At 53.8% G+C, this 17,696-nt stretch carries 15 protein-coding genes and 1 pseudogene; 11 read left to right on the top strand and 5 right to left on the bottom strand.

Features of this window, described 5'->3' with window-relative positions; all coding sequences use genetic code 11:
* The first annotated feature begins 273 nt into the window (after window positions 1-273).
* The 11 genes and pseudogenes from AC2FIT_RS06205 to AC2FIT_RS06155 all read left to right on the top strand — a co-directional run.
* Window positions 274-996: a CDP-alcohol phosphatidyltransferase family protein gene (locus tag AC2FIT_RS06205; RefSeq protein WP_496827670.1), complete on the top strand. Its 723-nt coding sequence runs from the start codon at window positions 274-276 to the stop codon at window positions 994-996.
* Window positions 993-2,606, top strand: a complete 1,614-nt coding sequence (locus tag AC2FIT_RS06200) for a sulfatase-like hydrolase/transferase (protein WP_496827668.1) — start codon at window positions 993-995, stop codon at window positions 2,604-2,606. Before AC2FIT_RS06205 ends, AC2FIT_RS06200 begins: the two co-directional genes overlap by 4 nt.
* Window positions 2,603-3,508 (top strand): lysylphosphatidylglycerol synthase transmembrane domain-containing protein, encoded by a 906-nt coding sequence (locus AC2FIT_RS06195; protein ID WP_496827666.1) that lies wholly within the window; start codon window positions 2,603-2,605, stop codon window positions 3,506-3,508. The genes AC2FIT_RS06200 and AC2FIT_RS06195 overlap by 4 nt, the downstream gene beginning before the upstream one ends.
* Window positions 3,505-4,500, top strand: coding sequence for an ABC transporter substrate-binding protein (locus AC2FIT_RS06190; protein ID WP_496827664.1), 996 nt, complete (start codon window positions 3,505-3,507; stop codon window positions 4,498-4,500). The genes AC2FIT_RS06195 and AC2FIT_RS06190 overlap by 4 nt, the downstream gene beginning before the upstream one ends.
* 15 nt (window positions 4,501-4,515) lie before the next feature.
* On the top strand, window positions 4,516-5,262 hold the full coding sequence (locus AC2FIT_RS06185; protein ID WP_496827662.1) for an ABC transporter ATP-binding protein: 747 nt from the start codon (window positions 4,516-4,518) through the stop codon (window positions 5,260-5,262).
* Window positions 5,263-6,795, top strand: a complete 1,533-nt coding sequence (locus tag AC2FIT_RS06180; RefSeq protein WP_496827660.1) for an ABC transporter permease — start codon at window positions 5,263-5,265, stop codon at window positions 6,793-6,795. It abuts the gene before it with no gap.
* Window positions 6,792-7,844 (top strand): glycosyltransferase family 4 protein, encoded by a 1,053-nt coding sequence (locus AC2FIT_RS06175; RefSeq protein ID WP_496827658.1) that lies wholly within the window; start codon window positions 6,792-6,794, stop codon window positions 7,842-7,844. Before AC2FIT_RS06180 ends, AC2FIT_RS06175 begins: the two co-directional genes overlap by 4 nt.
* A 182-nt stretch (window positions 7,845-8,026) precedes the next feature.
* Window positions 8,027-8,500 (top strand): DUF427 domain-containing protein, encoded by a 474-nt coding sequence (locus AC2FIT_RS06170; protein ID WP_496827656.1) that lies wholly within the window; start codon window positions 8,027-8,029, stop codon window positions 8,498-8,500.
* A 65-nt stretch (window positions 8,501-8,565) separates the two neighbouring features.
* Window positions 8,566-9,885 carry an ABC1 kinase family protein gene (locus AC2FIT_RS06165; RefSeq protein WP_496827654.1) on the top strand — a complete coding sequence of 440 codons (1,320 nt, stop codon included), beginning with the start codon at window positions 8,566-8,568 and terminating at the stop codon, window positions 9,883-9,885.
* A 133-nt stretch (window positions 9,886-10,018) separates the two neighbouring features.
* On the top strand, window positions 10,019-12,256 hold the full coding sequence (locus AC2FIT_RS06160; protein ID WP_496827652.1) for a methyl-accepting chemotaxis protein: 2,238 nt from the start codon (window positions 10,019-10,021) through the stop codon (window positions 12,254-12,256).
* A 607-nt stretch (window positions 12,257-12,863) separates the two neighbouring features.
* Window positions 12,864-13,081 (top strand): annotated as a pseudogene (locus AC2FIT_RS06155) (transposase); the annotation flags it as partial.
* Between the two features lie 460 nt (window positions 13,082-13,541).
* Here the strand turns inward: AC2FIT_RS06155 and AC2FIT_RS06150 are convergent.
* Genes AC2FIT_RS06150 through AC2FIT_RS06130 form a run of 5 tightly spaced genes read right to left on the bottom strand, consistent with a single transcriptional unit; the run spans window position 13,542 to window position 17,695 of the window.
* Complete coding sequence (locus tag AC2FIT_RS06150; RefSeq protein WP_496827650.1) at window positions 13,542-13,874, bottom strand: DUF8776 family protein; 333 nt, start codon at window positions 13,872-13,874, stop codon at window positions 13,542-13,544.
* Window positions 13,871-14,257 carry a response regulator gene (locus AC2FIT_RS06145; RefSeq protein WP_068332842.1) on the bottom strand — a complete coding sequence of 129 codons (387 nt, stop codon included), beginning with the start codon at window positions 14,255-14,257 and terminating at the stop codon, window positions 13,871-13,873. The genes AC2FIT_RS06150 and AC2FIT_RS06145 overlap by 4 nt, the downstream gene beginning before the upstream one ends.
* Window positions 14,258-14,302: 45 nt before the next feature.
* Entirely contained in the window at window positions 14,303-15,157 is an 855-nt protein-coding gene (locus AC2FIT_RS06140) for a CheR family methyltransferase (RefSeq protein ID WP_496827648.1), read from the bottom strand.
* Window positions 15,157-15,621 carry a chemotaxis protein CheW gene (locus AC2FIT_RS06135; RefSeq protein ID WP_496827646.1) on the bottom strand — a complete coding sequence of 155 codons (465 nt, stop codon included), beginning with the start codon at window positions 15,619-15,621 and terminating at the stop codon, window positions 15,157-15,159. Before AC2FIT_RS06135 ends, AC2FIT_RS06140 begins: the two co-directional genes overlap by 1 nt.
* Window positions 15,622-15,640: 19 nt before the next feature.
* Window positions 15,641-17,695 (bottom strand): chemotaxis protein CheA, encoded by a 2,055-nt coding sequence (locus AC2FIT_RS06130; RefSeq protein WP_496827644.1) that lies wholly within the window; start codon window positions 17,693-17,695, stop codon window positions 15,641-15,643.
* Window position 17,696: the final 1 nt, after the last annotated feature.

Below are 17,696 nucleotides of genomic sequence, written 5' to 3'. Positions count from 1 at the left end.
CCGGACAATATATTCAATAACTATGATATAGATTGGCGAAGGATAAAGGCCGAAAAAACATGAGCACCAAAAAAATGTGCTGCACGACATGGAAAAGTCATCGCGCAACAGGTTCGGCTGGGCTGCTTGGTACGTCTGAAACAAGCCTTGCACCCATGAAACTTGTCCGCGTCCCTATGCTTTGCAGGCGGACCGACGCGCACAAGACTTTGGGAGGGTACCCGTAAATGATTGTTGTACTAGGTTTGTTATCAAAGCAATTTGGTGAAGTGCATGTTTGACAGTGATATTTTTAACAACGTAAGGACCGCTGAGCTAGATCCGCCGATAGTTGGTCTGAGTATTTCAAGCGGTTTTCTCGCGCTCGGCATTGTCGGCGCCGCGCTACTAACCAATGGGTCCGCGCTGGTGCCTTTGTTGATTTTCGGGGTCGCTGTGGTCCTGGTGATGCGCGGTTTGCGGTACTCTTATCCCCACGACATATTCGGGTTGTGCAACGTCGTGACCCTTGCGCGTGCTGCGATGGTTGCGTTTCTTGCAGGTGCGGTGATTGACGCAACCGTATCAAGTTGGCTGGTATTTTGGGTGGCAGCCGCTGCGTTTTCGCTGGATGGGATCGATGGCTGGTTGGCAAGGCGGGCAGGCCTGACATCTCAGTTCGGTGCAAGATTTGACATGGAAACTGACGCGCTGTTGGCTGCTGTTTTGGCGATGTGGCTTTTGGCAACGGGCACAACGGGCCCTGAAATCCTCGTCTTGGGGTTCATGCGATACCTTTTCAGTGCCGCGTCTTTTTTCGTGACACCATTGCGCGCAGACCTGCCCGAGTCGTTTCGGCGTAAAGCCATCTGCGTGATACAGATCGGCGCGCTGATTGCGTTGCTGTTCCCAATGACACCAAAGTTCTTGGCAGCGCCAGTATCAATTTTTGCCGCAATTCTGCTATGCTGGTCCTTCGCAGTGGATATCAATTGGCTTCTAAGGCGCGCAACATGAAGCAAGCCCTTATCCCGGCCCTTGGAGCGGCAGTTGTTTTTGTTGTGTTCGCACTGCCCAATCATCCTGATGCGATGGGGTGGGGCGCATTCACCCGTTGGCCGTTGGAGTTGCCGGTTCTGCTGCTGTTCATGGTGCTTTTGGGTCGCCGCGCGGGTGTGGCGTATCTGGTGGCGTCGGTGCTTGTCATCCTCACTGCCTTGAAGCTTGCCGACTACGTGATGTTCACGGCCTATAATCGGCCATTCAACCCGATTGTGGACAGATCGCTGATCAATGCCGGGTTTGAATTTGCACGGGACAGTCTCGGGGTCACCTGGGTTGGTGTCGCGTTGGTTTTCGCCGCTTTACTGCTGGCTTTTTGGTTTCTGGTGTTGCTCCGGAGTTTGGCCTCTTGGGCGGAATTGAGCCCGAGCGGAAAGACCACGCAAGCCGCAGGGGTAGCTGCGCTGGGATGTTTCGGGTGGGCGGTGGCTGACGCCGGGCACCATATGAATTTCTGGAAACTCCAAGCCAGCCCCCCGGGAACCACCTGGACAACACGTTTGGCGATTGACCGCGTGGACCAGATGCAGAGGACGTCGGCGGACTTGGTACAGTTTCGCGAAGCGGCTTTGTCAGATATCTATGCCAATCGCAGCGGGCTGTTGAACCAATTGGACGGGCGTGACGTGATCCTGATCTGGATCGAAAGTTACGGTCGCGCGAGTTTCGACAACCCGCTTTATGCGCCGACGCATTTGGCCACGCTGCGCTACGCACAGGACGACTTGTCCGACCTGGGGTTTGTTATGAAAAGCGGCTGGCTAACCTCGCCAACTGCTGGTGGACAAAGCTGGCTGGCGCACGGGTCGCTCGGCAGTGGTTTGTGGACCACGGATAATGGCCGGTATCAGGCGATGATCGACAGCGGCAAGAAATGGCTGTTTCACATCGCCCAAGATGCCGGTTACCGCACGACGGCAATCATGCCTGCGATCACACGCGATTGGCCCGAAAGCGACGCGATGGGGTTTGACCTTATCCTCAACAAAGATGCGCTGGGGTACGAAGGTGAACCCTTCCGATGGGTAACGATGCCTGATCAGTTCACCTTGGCCGCCTACCCCGATCTGTTGCCCCCGGACCCACGACCTGACTTTATCCAGATCGCTTTGATATCATCACATGCCCCATGGACGCCAATCCCCGAACTGATCCAGTGGGAGGATGTCGGAAAGGGTACCGTTTTCAACGAAATGGCGGCCCGCGGACCAGAGCCGGAGGTGCTGTGGAAAGACAAGGACGCCGTTCGGGATGCCTACGGCAGATCGGTGGACTATGTCCTGAACGCTGTCTTTTCCCACGTCGCACAATTGGCTGATGACGCCCCATTGATTGTCGTGGCCGGCGACCATCAGGCAGCCGGGTTCGTATCGGGCAGCGACAACATGGATGTCGCGGTTCACATGATCGGTCCACAGCACGTTTTGGACCGGATGGAACACTGGGGTTGGACGGACGGTCTTGTACCCGGTGCGGACGTGCCGGTCCGTCGCATGGACAGTTTCCGGGATGATTTCATTGCAGCATTTTCCGGGGTGACCTCGACCGCCATGGTGGCGAAATGACACGCTATTGGATCAGGTTGGCTGTTTCGATCGGTGTCATTTTTGCGCTGTTGTGGTGGACCGATGCCGCCAAGGTTTCAGAGCATTTGATGTCATTGCATCTGGGATGGATTGGCATCTCACTCCTTGCGGTGACAGGTGCAACCTTATCGATGGCTCTGCGTTGGCAGCTGACTGCCCGTGCATTGCAGATCCAGTTTGATTACCCGTTCGCCTTGCGCGAGTACTATATTGCACAATTGACGAACTCGGTGCTGCCGGGTGGGGTCACCGGGGATATTGCCCGCGCCTTCAGGACGCGCCATCAGGCAGATCTGCGGCTTGCGGCGCAGTCTGTTCTTGCCGAGCGTTTGCTGGGGCAGGTCGCAATAATTTGCGTTCTTTCCGTTGGGTTTTCTGCTGCGCTTATGTTTCCTTTGGGGATCAACATGCCTGTGCTGAGCTGGACGGTCGTCCTGACGCTTGGATGTGGCCTGATCACCGTTGTCGCTTTGTCGCGCTTTAACACAGCGGTTGGCAGATTTGTCTCGTTCCTTCTCAGGCTACAATCGCAAACCGAGTTTCTTTTGTTAGGCGTTGTAAGCTCTTTCTGTCTCATCTTCGGGTTCTACACGTCTGCCCGCGCAGTTGGGGCCGATATACCCATAGAGAGCTTGGTAACTGTCATTCCGTTGATATTGTGTGCCATGATCATACCGCTATCCATCGGTGGCTGGGGTTGGAGAGAGGGGGCGGCTGCCGCTCTTTTCCCGACCATCGGGCTAACCTCCAGTGAAGGCCTTGCATCCAGCATCACCTACGGTGCCGTTGTTCTGGTTGCTACGCTGCCTGCTGTTTTTGTTGTGCTTTGGCCAAGAATTACCGGATCTCATTCATCAAAAGGGAAGGCAAGTTCACCATGATTAAGCCTGTACATCTATCACGTCGATTTTTCCTGCAAACCAGTGCGGCAGGATTTGCTGCCTCTGCGACCGCTTTGCCCGCGCTCGCGGCCAATCTGCAGCCGGTGACCTTTCAGCTGTCGTGGTTGCATTCTGTTCAGTTCGGCGGCAGCTACATCGCGATGAAGAACGGGTATTGGTCCGATCTGGGTTTGGATGTCTCACTTGCACAAGGCGGACCAAACGCGCCGGTTGAGCCGCCGGTGGTTTCGGGAACAGCTTTGGTTGGAATTTCAGCCGCCGACTACACAGCTGCCGCGGTAGAGCAGGGCGCCCCATTTAAAATAATAGCGGTTGCGATGCAAAAGAACCCGTTTGCGATCGCGTCATTGAGCGGCAATCCGGTGAATGAACCTGCTGATCTGATCGGGAAAAAGATTGGCATGGCGGTGGCCAACACACCGGTTCTGCAGGCGCTGTGCACTTTGAACGGCGTAGACATTAACCAAATTGAAATCGTTCCCACGCAATATGACCCTGCACCCCTGGTCAGCGGGCAGGTAGATTGTCTCTTGTGCTGGGAAACCGATTTACCTGTCGCCATGACGGTGCAGGGCGTTGAAAACACCACGATGCTCATGGCGGACTACGGCTATGCCGTGCATTCGCAAACGTACATCGTTACCGAAGATTCATTGACCGAAAGACGCGACACGCTGGTCTCGTTGCTCAAAGGCGAGGTTATGGGGTGGAATGATTATTACAAAGATACGGATGCTGCGGCCTCACTTGCCGTAGAAATGTTTCCCGATGCCGGGCTTGATCCCGCCGTACAGAAACTTCAAGCAGCCCGGCAGGTGCCGCTCATGTTCTCGGACCTGACGGCCGAACATGGGTTCGGTTGGTTCACGCAAGACACCGTTGCTGAGAACATCGAAACCCTGGGCTTGTTGGGGCGGAAGGTTACGGCAGACCTGTGGGATCGCTCGGTGCTGGAAGAGGTTTATGGCTGATCCGAGGATTGGATTGTGACCAAGGCCGATATCCACTGTGACAACATCCAGAAAAGCTTTGGCGCTGTCGAAACAGTGTCGCAGCTTTCGATTGTATTCAAATCCGGGCAGACGACAGCATTGGTTGGTCCGTCTGGGTGTGGAAAATCAACCATCCTACGCATGATCGCAGGTCTGGAAACGCCCGGTTCGGGAAGTATCCGAATAGGGCAAGAGACACCCAGGCAGGTTGCCCGCCGCGGAGGGCTGTCGATGGCGTTTCAGGATTCCTCTCTGTTGCCGTGGCGTAGTGTGCGCTCCAATATCGCGCTTGGTGCCGAATTGGCGCGCAAGCCCGTGGACCGCGTTGATGAGCTTATCGACCTTGTCGGACTTGTCGGATTTTCTGATCATCGGCCTGCCGAATTGTCTGGCGGTATGCGCCAGCGCGCTGCAATCGCACGCAGCCTGATTTCGGCACCCGATGTCTTGTTGCTGGATGAGCCTTTCGGCGCTGTCGATGCGATCACTCGTCAACGATTGAACCGTGATCTTCCTCCGTTGTGGCGCGAAAACAAGACGACCACGCTGCTTGTGACACATTCGGTGGAAGAGGCTGTGCTGCTGTCCGACCGCGTCATCGTGCTGTCTCCGCGGCCTGCGCGCGTTTTGGCGGACATTCCCGTTGACCTGCACCACAATCGCGCCTTGCCAGAAACAAATGCACCGGCTTTTCGGAACCTTGCGATGCGCGTTTTGACCGCGTTGGAAGAGGCCGCCTGAATGGCCTTTGGTCGTTTCATCGTAACTGCGGTTGTGTTCGCCTTGGTTTGGGAGTTTTTGGCGCGCGCTCAACCGGGCAGTATGTTCATCAGCGGGCCAGTCGCCATCGCCGATTACCTCACCAATAACTCAGGCTTGATTGTGAGGGCAGCCACCGAAACAACCACCAACGCGGTACTAGGTTTTCTTTGGGGAAACCTGGCGGCCATGATGCTGGCGGTTATCGTTATCTTGCTGCCACGGTCCGAATGGACCATTTCAACGCTTGCCCTGCTCGTGTTCTGCATACCCCTGATCGCAAGTGGCCCTATTCTGCGCGTATTGTTCGGACCCGGGCCGGGACCGCAGATCACGCTGGCTGCTTTGGCGGTGTACTACACAACGTTCCTGGCATTTTTGGTCGGCCTGAAGGCGGTTTCGCAGAATTGGACAGACTTGATGGCCGTCTATGGCCGGGGTCGTGTCGCGACGTTGTTCACGGTGCGCCTTAGGGCCAGTGTGCCTTATCTGTTCGTTGGATTGCAGATTGCAGCCCCGGCCGCGTATCTGGGCGCAATGATCGGAGAGTTCACCGGTGCAGAGCGTGGTCTGGGTGTTCTTACCCTTCGCGCCATGCGGGGGCTGCAAACGGATGCAACATGGGCCTTGGCTTGCGTTTCGGCGGCGATTGCAATGCTTGGATATGGATGCCTCGGAGCGCTGAGGCAAGAATTCACGCCGCATGCACCGGTGATATTATTCTCGCCAAAGCGTTTGGATTTTGGGCAGTCCATTACGATCCGGCTGATTGGTTTCGTATCCGTCGTTGGTCTGGTCATCGTGGTGTGGCAAGGCGCGATGGACGCATTTGGTCTGAACGCCTTTTTTGCAAAGCGGCCCGGCGACATCTTTAGGTTTCTGTCCGAACCAGCACATTTGAATACTTTGCTTACGGCGCTTGGGGCGACTTTGGCCTATGCTGTTCCGGGGTATTTGGCCGGTCTGGGCCTTGGGGCGGGGCTTGCAATCTTGCTCATGCTTTGGCCGCCAGTCGCGCGAGCGACCATGCCTACCGCGATTGCTCTGCGCGCTGTTCCAATCATAACCACCGCTCCGCTTTTGGTTCTTGCCTTTGGACGCGGTTTTACCGGAACGGTGGCGATCGTGGCCGTCATGATTTTCTTCCCAACTCTTGTCGCATGCCTTCAAGGGCTGCGTCAGACCCCTGCGCAAATTGTGGACCTTTTCGACAGCTATGGCGCAAGCCGATTTCAATTGCTGCGCTCTGCACAGATACCAGCCATGTTACCTGCTTTGTTTGCGTCCGCCCGCATGGCCGTGCCGGCGGCTTTGTTGGCTGTAACAACGGCTGAATGGTTGGCGACCGGCCGGGGTATTGGTGTCCTGATGGCGCTGACCTCCAGCACGTCAGACTACAATATGCTGTGGTCGTGCGTCGTCGTGCTTTGCCTTGTGGCGGTTGTGTCTTATGCGTTTGTCGCGTGGTGCGAGAAAAAGGTCCTAGGGATATATGCAAATGAGCAATTGGCATGACTGAGGCGGTCTTCGCAATTCCCGGCGACAAGGACCGGCGTACTGGGGGATTTATCTACGAGGCCACGGTACTGCGCCTGTTGAACGAAATCGGCTGCGAAACCCAGCATCTGGAACTGCCCGACAGCTTTCCTGAACCAACGCGGCAAGATATGGCCGCCACGATCAAAGCCCTTTGCGCGGTACCCAAGACACGCCCGATTATTCTGGATGGCTTGGTGTTCGGATCAATCGACCCTGACGGGCTCGCACAGGTCAAGGCTCCGATTATCGCGATGATCCACCACCCCTTGGGGCTGGAAACCGGGTTAACGGCTGAGCGGGCTGCGTTTTTGATGCGCAATGAGGCGGCGGCGCTTCAGCATGCGTCTCGTGTTGTGGTTCCAAGCCCCGAGACTGCCCGGGTCCTTGTTCAGAGTTTCGATGCCAAGCCGGATCTGATTACGATCGCCGAACCGGGTTTTGATCGACCGAAGGTGAACAGGCAGCCAATTCAGCCGCCGTTGGTTTTATCCGTTGGTCTTCTGGCGCGCCGAAAAGGGCACGACACATTGCTGGAGGCTTTGACGGGAATAAGGGACGTTCCGTGGCAGGCTGTGATTGTCGGGAAAGAACATGACAAGCCCACCGCCAATGACCTGTATGAACAGGCACGTGTGTTGGATCTAGACACGCGGGTAAGATTTACGGGAGAATTGGACCAAGACAGCCTGAACTGGTTGTTCAACGCGGCAAGTATCTTTGCGCTTGCCACACGCTATGAAGGATATGGCATGGTTTTAAGTGAGGCCATGCTGTTCGGGTTGCCAATCCTGTCCTGCAATGTGGGCGCGGTCCCGGAAACGGTTGGAAACGCTGGTATTTTGGTGCCACCCGATGATGCGGATGCCTTTGGCGCCAAATTGCGTTGCTTATTGGAAGATGCAGGCGCGCGAAAAAGGCAGGCCGAATTGTCGTTGGAAAAATCCAGTTCCTTGCCAACATGGTACGATACTGCGGCCATTTTTGCGTGGCTGATCAGATCATTGCAACCTCCGGGCCATCTTTAGAAGGTTTGCAGAGGGCGGAATTCCGCTCGAATCGAGCTCAGCCGGCGCGTTTGACGGTGTGTGTTTTCCTGCCCAATCCCCGCCATATGGGATGCGTAGCCAGTTCAGCGCTAGAAAACGCAGGCTTCTGTTTTAGTTCATGGGCAGCAACAAGGTTAATCTTAGATAGCAGCGGGTACTGTATGACATCGCTTGAAATCGAGAACGTGCAATCCTATCCGCGGCCCCCGGTGCTAGAGGCTGTGCCGCACACCGTGCGTATTGAGTTTGGCGGCGATACGATTGCTGAAACGGGTCGGGCGTTTCGGGTGCTCGAAACTCATCATGCTCCGACATACTACCTGCCGCCCGACGACATAAAGGCATGTCTTGTTCCAGTTTCTGGACGAACATTTTGCGAATGGAAGGGCGTTGCGCGGTATTGGGACGTAGAATCTGACAAAACAACAGTGCCAAAATCTGCGTGGAGCTATTCGGAACCCACTGCTGCATTCGCAAAAATCGCAGGCTACTACGCCTTTTACGCAGGCTTGATGGGCGCCTGTTTTGTTGGTGCCTATCGTGTTCGCCCTCAACCCGGCGATTTTTACGGGGGCTGGGTTACAGATAACCTGCGCGGGCGTATTAAAGGTGCGCCCGGAACGGAGTTCTGGTGATGTTTTGTGAATTTTCGGGCATCGCCCACACTGGAATAATACCAACCTCTCTGGGCACAAACTGAATGACTGCGCGCAAACCCCTTTCCGGCCCGATGGCGGTACCAACAGGCCGATTGGTTCGAATTGCAGGGCTGGGTGGTATGACCGCGGGCATAGCTGGAAACGTGGCCGCGCAGGCTTTGGGCCAGGTACGACGCGGGTCGCGGCCGGATATGCGCAGTTTGTTGATGACTCCGGATAACATTCGGCGGGTTGCAGATCAGCTTGCCCGCATGCGCGGGGCCGCGCTGAAAGTTGGACAGCTCATGTCAATGGACGCCGGCGATGTGTTACCGCCCGAGTTGGCAGATATCATGGCACGACTGCGCGACCAGGCGCATTTCATGCCACCCAAGCAATTGCAGCAGGTGCTGAATCGAAATTGGAAACCTGATTGGCTGCAATCATTTCAGAGCTTCAATGTAAGGCCAATCGCTGCGGCAAGCATTGGCCAGGTGCATCGGGCCACTTTGAAAGATGGGCGGGATGTCGCGATCAAAGTGCAATATCCCGGCATCGCGCGAAGTATTGATAGCGATGTTGCCAATGTTGCGGCGTTGGTAAGAATGTCCGGCCTCGTTCCAAGAAACTTTGACCTGAACCCCTATGTTGAAGAAGCCCGGAGCCAGCTGCACGAAGAAACGGATTATGAAAAAGAGGGCGCCCACCTAAGGCAATTCACGGATTTGCTGGACGGCGCGGATCAATTTGAAATCCCAAGTTTTTATGCCGATTGGAGCACGCCCGAAATACTCACGATGTCATTCCTCGAAGGTCTGCCCATCGAAACGCTGAGCGACATGCCAAGCGATGCACGCAACCATGTTGCACAAGCGCTGATAGAGTTGACTCTGAAAGAGGTCTTCGAGTTCGGCGTGACGCAAAGCGATCCGAATTTTGCCAATTACCGCTACAATCCCGTGACTGGCAAGACCATACTCTTGGATTTTGGCGCGACAAGAACCCTGGATTCGTCAAGCATTGATGGCTATCGCCGCCTGTTGCGCGCAGGTCTGAAGGAAGACTGCGAGGGTTTGCGTGACGCGGCGGTTCAGATGAAGATAATTGAGGGCGACAGCGCATTTGACACTCAAATACTCGTGATGATTCGATCCGTTTTTGGCGCGATCGTCTCTAGAGAAGAATTTGATTTTGCGGATCGATCTTTGGCTGAACAGTTGCACAGGGAAGGTGTCGCTCTGGCCGAGGCTGGGTATGTTCCACCGCAGATTCCGATGGATATACTCTACCTGCAAAGAAAATTTGGCGGAATGTTCCTGCTTGCAGCCCGGTTGAAGGCGAAACTGCCGTTGCGATCCTTGCTGACCAAATTCGCGAACTAAGACAGCCGCTGCCCGTACCTGGGGTTGGAGTTGTGGCAACAGCAACAACCTTCGCAGGTGCGCGTTCAATTATTCCTTAAACTATTCATGGGATGTGGCGAGAAGAACAGACTAACAGGATCGAGATTAGAAAATGGGCGTTAGGTTTGGGACGATTTCGGCAAAGCTTCTTGCGGCCACTACCATCGCGATTACCGTACTGATGCTGTGCTTCACGGCGTATGCAGCGTTTGAGAAATCCAAAGAAGTAGAAAAGGAGGTGTTGGATCGCGCCACTGGATATGCCAACGAGCTTGCTCTGAAGCTCTCGACAGAGTTGATCGAGGCAAGTTCAGCCGCCGCTACGCTGGGGGGCGCGATTTCGGGGTTGGTAGATGACGGAAATGCCACAACTGATGAGGTCATCAACCTGATGGAAGGCGTGCCCGAACGATACGATCTGGTGTTTTCATCCTACATGAGCGGCATCCCAAACGGTATTACCGAGCAATTCATTCGGGGTCTTGAGGGTCGAAATGATGACGGTGTTTTTACGCCATATTGGACCAAGTCCAAATCGGGCGAGCTGACTTTTGAAACATTTAAGGTGGGTCACAACGAAACTGGCGAATGGTACAGGCTTCCGATTGACACCGGTAGAAGCGCAATCACCGAGCCTTACCTGTCAGAAGCAGGGCGGTTGCTGACATCAATCTCGGTTCCAGTTTTTGCGCAGGACCAAATCATCGGTGTTGCCGGTGTCGACATTCTTTTGGATGAGCTGACGCAGCTGGTGAACGACGTCTCGGTATACGAAGGCGGCCAAGTTATGCTTATTGGGCAGGGCGGTAAATTTTTGGCTCATCCTGATGCCAACATGTTGACCAAACCCTTTGAGGGTGAGGGGCAGGCGGCGTATCGCGCCGCGATGGAGACGGGCGAAACGCAAGTGTATTCGGGGCTTGAAAGTGGCGCCGCACGTCTGTTCCTGCCGTTTACGGCATATGGGATGAACAAGACTTGGGTTGTCGTTTTGGAAATCCCGCGTGACGTATTCGTCAACCCGGTGCGCTGGATCGTGGCGGAGCAATTGATCACAGGGTTCTTTCTGCTGGTGCTGACCCTTTCAACCATTTTCTTTTCGGTGCAGGCGTTGGTAAGCCACCCGCTGGGAAAACTTCGGGGTATGGTTGAAAATCTGTCTGCAGGCAATGTAGACGAACCCATTGATCTGCAGTCACGCCGCGATGAGATCGCCGATATCTCTGTATCCGTCGAAACGTTGCGACAGGGTTTGAAACAGAAAAAAGCCTTGGAAATCGCCAGACAAAACGAACAGAGCGAACAAGCAGATGTTGTGCAATCGCTGGCTCAGGGTTTGCAACAGTTGGCGGCAGGTCAGTTGGAAGCGGAAATTCACGAGGAAATGCCAGGGCGTTACGAAAAGCTGCGTCAGGATTTCAACGCGACCGTTACCACACTTAAACACACAATTGGTGAGGTTGTTGACGCCGCCGGGTCAATCCGCGATGGCTCTGTTGAGATCAGCCAAGCCTCTGACGAGCTATCGCAGCGCACCGAAAGTCAGGCGGCGACGTTAGAGCAGACGGCGGCCGCGCTTGATGAACTAACCGCCTCGGTTAAATCTGCTGCCGAAGGTGCCCGCAACGTAGAAAGCTCTATGGTTGTTGCAAAGAGCGAAGCCGAAGAAAGTGGCGAGGTTGTGCAAAACGCAATCGAGGCCATGCACGAGATCGAGCAGAGCTCAACTTCGATTTCCCAGATTATCTCGGTGATTGACGACATCGCGTTCCAAACAAATCTGCTGGCACTTAACGCCGGTGTCGAAGCGGCGCGTGCGGGTGAAGCTGGCCGCGGGTTTTCGGTGGTTGCCTCTGAGGTAAGAGCATTGGCACAACGATCGTCAGAGGCGGCGAGAGAGATTAAGTCTTTGATCGGAGAAAGTGCGCAAAACGTCCAGCGAGGTGTTGTTTTGGTTGGCAAAACCGGAGAGGCGCTCAACAGCATCATGGAGCGTGTTACTCATATCTCGAAATTGGTCTCTGACATTGCCGAAGGCGCAGCCGAGCAGTCCGTGGGATTGGGTGAGATCAATTTGGGCGTCAACCAACTTGATCAGGTAACGCAAAAGAACGCGGCCATGGTCGAAGAAGCCACTGCCGCCGGGCATATGCTCAAAGGTGATGCAGAGCGGCTTACGGAGATGGTCAAACACTTCACCATTGATGGCCACCGTGGCACGGATACTCACGCCGAGCTGCCCGGTTTTGCAACGCATGGCAGAGACTGGTCAGATGAGGTGCCAAAGCATCAACCCATGGCGATGGCGGTAGGGGATTCGTCCTCAACACCGATTTGGCAAGAGTTCTGATCCTGAACGCCAATAAGGGTTAAAGAGTACACGAGCCGGCCATTTGGAATGCCGAGCAGAGCAAGAAAGCGAGTAAAACTGGTGACTGGTCGCAGCAGGGCAGAGCCCTTGCGGACTTGACCCATCCAGAGACCCGTGCGGTCCAGGGCGCAAAAAAAGCGCCTTGGGCCGTTTACTCATGTCAATAAAGCCCAAGGTAGGCGTTACTTGATCAACCCGGTAAATTTTCAGACCCAAGAAAAGACCGTGGGACACGTTCCGTTTGGAGTCTACCTTGAAAAGGAAGTGCTTTACGAATCTTCAATAGACACCAAGCGGTTTGGGTCGAGTGACTGTACTTTTTTTCGCACTACGTAAACGGTCTGCCTTTGCATTTGATCTCCGTACCGTGCGATCTTTTTTAGATCTCGGTTTTTTAGGGGTGAAGTATGGGCTTCACATATGTAACTTTTTTTAGGCTTTAGTTTTGAAGGACAGGGTTTCGGTGCCAGTGTCCGAGGACGGTTGTGGTGAAAGAGTCCGTGATTGAAGGAGCAGTCCCTTGGACGAGAAACAGGATCACCACACGAAGGCGCGAGGCTACCGCTAGGCGTAGGCGTGAAAGCGCATGACCGGAACCAAGCCGAGCCATGGTGAGAAGGCCGCAAAGGACATTGCCGTGCGACTTGCAAACAGTATTCCGCAGACGAAAAGATCAGGATCGTTCAGGTTGGCCTGAAGGGTGAGGTCAGCAATGCCAAACTCTGCCGCCGTGAAGGTATTGCACAAAGCCCCTACTACAGCTGGTCCAAAGAGTTTTTGGAGGCGGGCAAGAAGCGGCTTGCACCTGTCGCTGGCAGATGCTTGGGAGAGTGGCGTGTTTAATACAACGCAGAAAGATCACAAAGCGGTGTCGGGAAGATCCCACAGGCAGGCAAGCAAACTCAAATAGCGATCCCAGACCGCCGTTCTGAGAAAATGTTGATAAATCCATGCCCATGCGGCAGAAGGCTGGGCTTCAGAATAAAAAAGTAAAAACAGCTGGGGCGGACAGCTTTGAGACAATGCTTCAGCTGCGAACCACCGACCTAGCCAATTCAACCGGGTGCGCACTGGTTTGAGCAAAAAAAATATATAAAAACAGTGTTTTAGGTCATGGTCGCAGGCAAACAATCTCGGAGGGAATAAGTTTTAAGCCAAACTTGACCTGACAGTCGCCGCAGTGAATGTGGGTGACAGTCAGGTCAGATCGTAACCTCTTGAACTTCTGAGTCAGTCTTCGGCACGGTAGCTACTTGATCGGCTTTTAACCCTTCTCTGCCTGTAGGTGTTGTTCTTCGGGAAACTCCAACCGATCTCGCAACGATTGTAGTTTTATCTTTTGGACTGCGGTTTGCAGGTTTGGTTCTGCCTGTAACGCAAGGCGCTCGAATAATTCTTCCAGCGCGGCAAGTGTTTGAACCATAAGGTCCAAGCTTTGCAGAGTCGTTTTCGTTTTTTGCTTTAATGATGCTGCCTGCTGAGAAGAAAAACCTTCCAGGATCATCTCTTCTAGGTTCAAAGCCTGCTTGCGAAGCCGTTTCATTTCCGGCGAAAAACGCGCAAAGATTTTTTGCTCTTCCGTCGTAATATCCCTCATAGCCGACCCACCACCTGCTCGATACTTGTTTTTAAAGACGATACAGTAAAAGGTTTCTTCACGAGGTTGTTCATTCCCAATCGGCGCCCTGCATCCAGAATTTCTTGCGTCGGCTTGCCTGTAATAAGAATAAAGCCAATTCTCTGTGTGACCCTTGTTGTGCGCAACGATTTCAAAAGACCAAGGCCATCCATACCCGGCATGTTGTAATCAGACAAAACCAAATGTACTGGGTTAGCAACAAGCTTCCGCAGCGCAGTTTCCCCCGAGTTTTCTACAAAATAGTTCGCAATCCCTATTTCATCCAGCGCCTGGGTAATGACGCCACGGCTGGTCGACATGTCATCAACGACCATCACACGCAGACTCGATTTTAGGCTCATTTTGATATTCCTTCTTTTTTTCACTCAGACCTGTTCTCGCCCCGGTCACGAAATTCGTTGATACGTGGTGATGCCGGTTCCTCTGAAGCGTTGAAGCGCCGGGCCTGAAAGCCTCTCAGAGTGTCCGAGGAACAGAAATCCATCCGGTGTCAGAGCGTTAGCGAAAGCCATCCACACGTCTTGTTGCGTCTCTTTATCGAAATAAATGGCGACATTTCGACAGAAAATCGCATCGAATTTGCCAGAAAACGGAAACGGCTTGATAAGGTTGAGTGTTCCGAACCGAACGAGGCTGGTCACTTCATCCGGCAGGCGTGGCGCAAGACTGCCGCCACCCGTCACAATGTTGGCGTAGATCTTGGGAATTTGCGCCAGGTCTTTCGGTCCATACTCTGCGGTAATCGCCTGACGTACAACAACCGGGTCGATATCTGTTCCCAAAACCTTGATATCCAGCTTGTGTGCATTTGGGCATAGAGCGTGTAGAACGATGGCAATCGAATAGGGTTCGGGTCCTGTAGAGCACCCCGCCGACCAAATTCTCACACGTTTGCCATTCTGTGCGGCATCCAAAAGTGGTGGAAGAACCTCATACCTGAGCGTTTCGAAATGGTGCGCTTCTCTGAAAAATTGCGTGACGTTGGTTGTCAGCAAACACAACAACTCGGTACGTTCTTCAGCGGAACTCACGTCATCTAAAATATCAAGGTAGTCCGAAAACGACCCGATCTGCAGACTTCGGAGCCGCCTTGATAATCGCGAACGAACCAAAGGTTTCTTGTTGTCCGACAGGCTGAGCCCGAAATGCTTTTTTGCGTAGACTGCAATCTTTGCGAACTCTCGATCACCAAGCTGAACTTCCTCGGTCGCGTTCGACGCTGCTGTTGATACAGATCGCATCAAACCTCGTCCTTGTCTGGAAATCCGACCGCGTTCAGGTTAACGATACGGATCATTTGATCATTCTTCGAGATGATGCCCTGAATGAATTCCATCGTGTCTCGACTATCGACTGATGGCGTGTCTTGGATTTCTTCCGGATTGATCGAGATGATTTCCGAAACAGCCTCGGCGAGCAGCCCCAAAAGGTTGCCATCCAAGTTGACCACGATGACAACATCACGCTCACTCGCGTCGGACCGCGCCAAACCCAAGCGCGACGCCAAATCGTAGATCGGGATCACAGCACCGCGTAGGTTCATGACCCCCAGCACATAATCCGGGGCATGCGGCAAGATCGTAACCGGGGACCAGCGTCGTATCTCGCGAATCTGATTGATCCTGAGACAAAAGACCTGATCTGCCACAGAAAACGTAACGTATTCCTGAACGGCGCTGTGTTGTTCTTCTAGTTGTACCTGCATGTGAAATCCTCCTTTCACATTAAGCCAGAGCCTTGGCAGTCGGCGCCTCTGCCAATATGCTTTCGGGATCCAAAATCATTGCGATCTTGCCGTCTCCGAGTATTGTTGCCGCGGCCACACCGGCAGTTTCGCCACAAACTCCATCCAGGCTCTTGATTACCACCTGCCTTTGGTCATGGATTGTATCGACCGCCAACGCACCGCAGCCTCCCATTTGAGTTTCAACCAACAAAAAGACGGCGTTCAGGGGGTCGCGGCTTTCGGCGCGCAGGCCAAGCATTTGGGCAACATCGAAAATTGGTACAAAGCTTCCCCGGACCGAAAGCATGTTCTCTCTTGGACCAAGACAGTGAACCGCGCCCTCGGTCGCTCGGATTGTTTCGATGATCGAGGTTATGGGAACAACCATCGTTTGATCCGCAACGGACACCACCATCCCATCCATCACCGCCATCGTTAGTGGTAAAATGATGGTAAAGACCGTGCCCGCACCAGGTGTCGACGAAATCGTGATGCGACCGCCAAGCGCCATGACTGAGTTTCGCACAACATCCATTCCAACACCGCGCCCGGATAAATTCGAAACCTCTGAAGCAGTAGAAAATCCCGGCAGAAATAACAGGCTGTCTATCTCGCTGTCGGAAAGATCGGCGTCTCTGGGAATAAGATTTTTCTCAACGGCTATTTCCCGGATCTTCTCGCGGTTTAAGCCCGCTCCATCGTCTCTGATTTCTATGGAAACGCTTCCGGACCGGTGCGATGCCGTCAGGCGAATTTCACCATCCTCGGATTTTCCTGCGGCAAGCCTTGCCTCGGGTTTTTCGATGCCATGATCCACGGCATTGCGGAGGATGTGGGTCATCGGGTCCGTCAGACGCTCGATTACGGTTTTGTCCACCTCGGTGGCGTCACCTTCTGTTACTAGCCGCGTTACTTTACCGGTCGCCGCTGAAGCCTCGCGCACAATTCTGGCCATGCGCTGAAATAGAGGTTTCACAGGTTGCGCACGGATGGCCATAACGCATTCCTGAATTTCCCGCGCCAGCGATTTGAAAGCTTCAAGTTCGTTTTCTACCGCGCGTAAGTCGTCTACATCCAGGTTGTGAATTTGCTGCGCAAGCATCGAGTGATTGATAATCAACTCTCCGACTGTATTGATAAGCCGATCCACCCGTTCAAGATCCACCCGGAGCGTCGAATTGACAGCCTTGGCGTCCGGTTTCGTAGAAGCCTTGGCGTTGGGCGTTGAAGTGTTCGACGACTGTTTGATGCGTTCCGAGGAATTATCCTTGACAGATGATGCATCAACAGAAGTATCCAAACCCAAGTCTTCTTTTGATCCGGCAACTTCTTCTGAGATTTCCAGATCGCACAGGCCGTGGACAAACTCGAAAACAGAATCGATGACGGCCTCGGACTTGTCTGTTGTGAGTCTGATATCCCACGAAAGATATGCTTCTTCATGGTCAAATGATTCTAGCTTTGGCAGCCGGCTTTCGTCCAAAGTGACGTCGATCTCGCCCAATTCGGCCAATGCCTGGAACAGAAAGAGCGGCTCATTACCGCTGTCGTATAATGTCGCATGCGGACGGAAACGGATAAAAAATGAGGCTTGGCTTGGCTGATCTTCTGTAAAACCAAGGTCCAGCACCATCGGTTGAAAATCCGACAGGTCAACTTCTTCGCCAAGCCCTTCAGCTTCGAGGTAAGCTTGCAGCTCGTTTGTCACTGCACCGTGTGTTTCCGGATCTGCAGGCTTACCTCCCCGCGCTTCAACCACCAGATCGGATAAATTATCGCTGGCCCGTAAAAGCAGTTGCGCCAGTTTCCCATCAAGCTTCTGGTTTTCCGAGCGCAGGCCGTCGAACACGGTTTCAAACGTGTGGGCAAACCCCACCAGTTTATCGAGCCCAAAGGCGCCGGCTCCGCCCTTGATGGAATGAACGGCGCGAAAAACGGCGTTCACCGTCTCTCCGTCCCAATTTCCGTCATCAATGGCTGTAAGACCCTCATCAATAGCTTCGAGGAGTTCTTCGCATTCTTCAAAAAACGTGTCTTGAATTGAACTGCTCATG

The organism is Ruegeria sp. YTSA135 (genome assembly GCF_059610165.1).
This window is presented reverse-complemented; position numbering and strand designations above follow the sequence as displayed.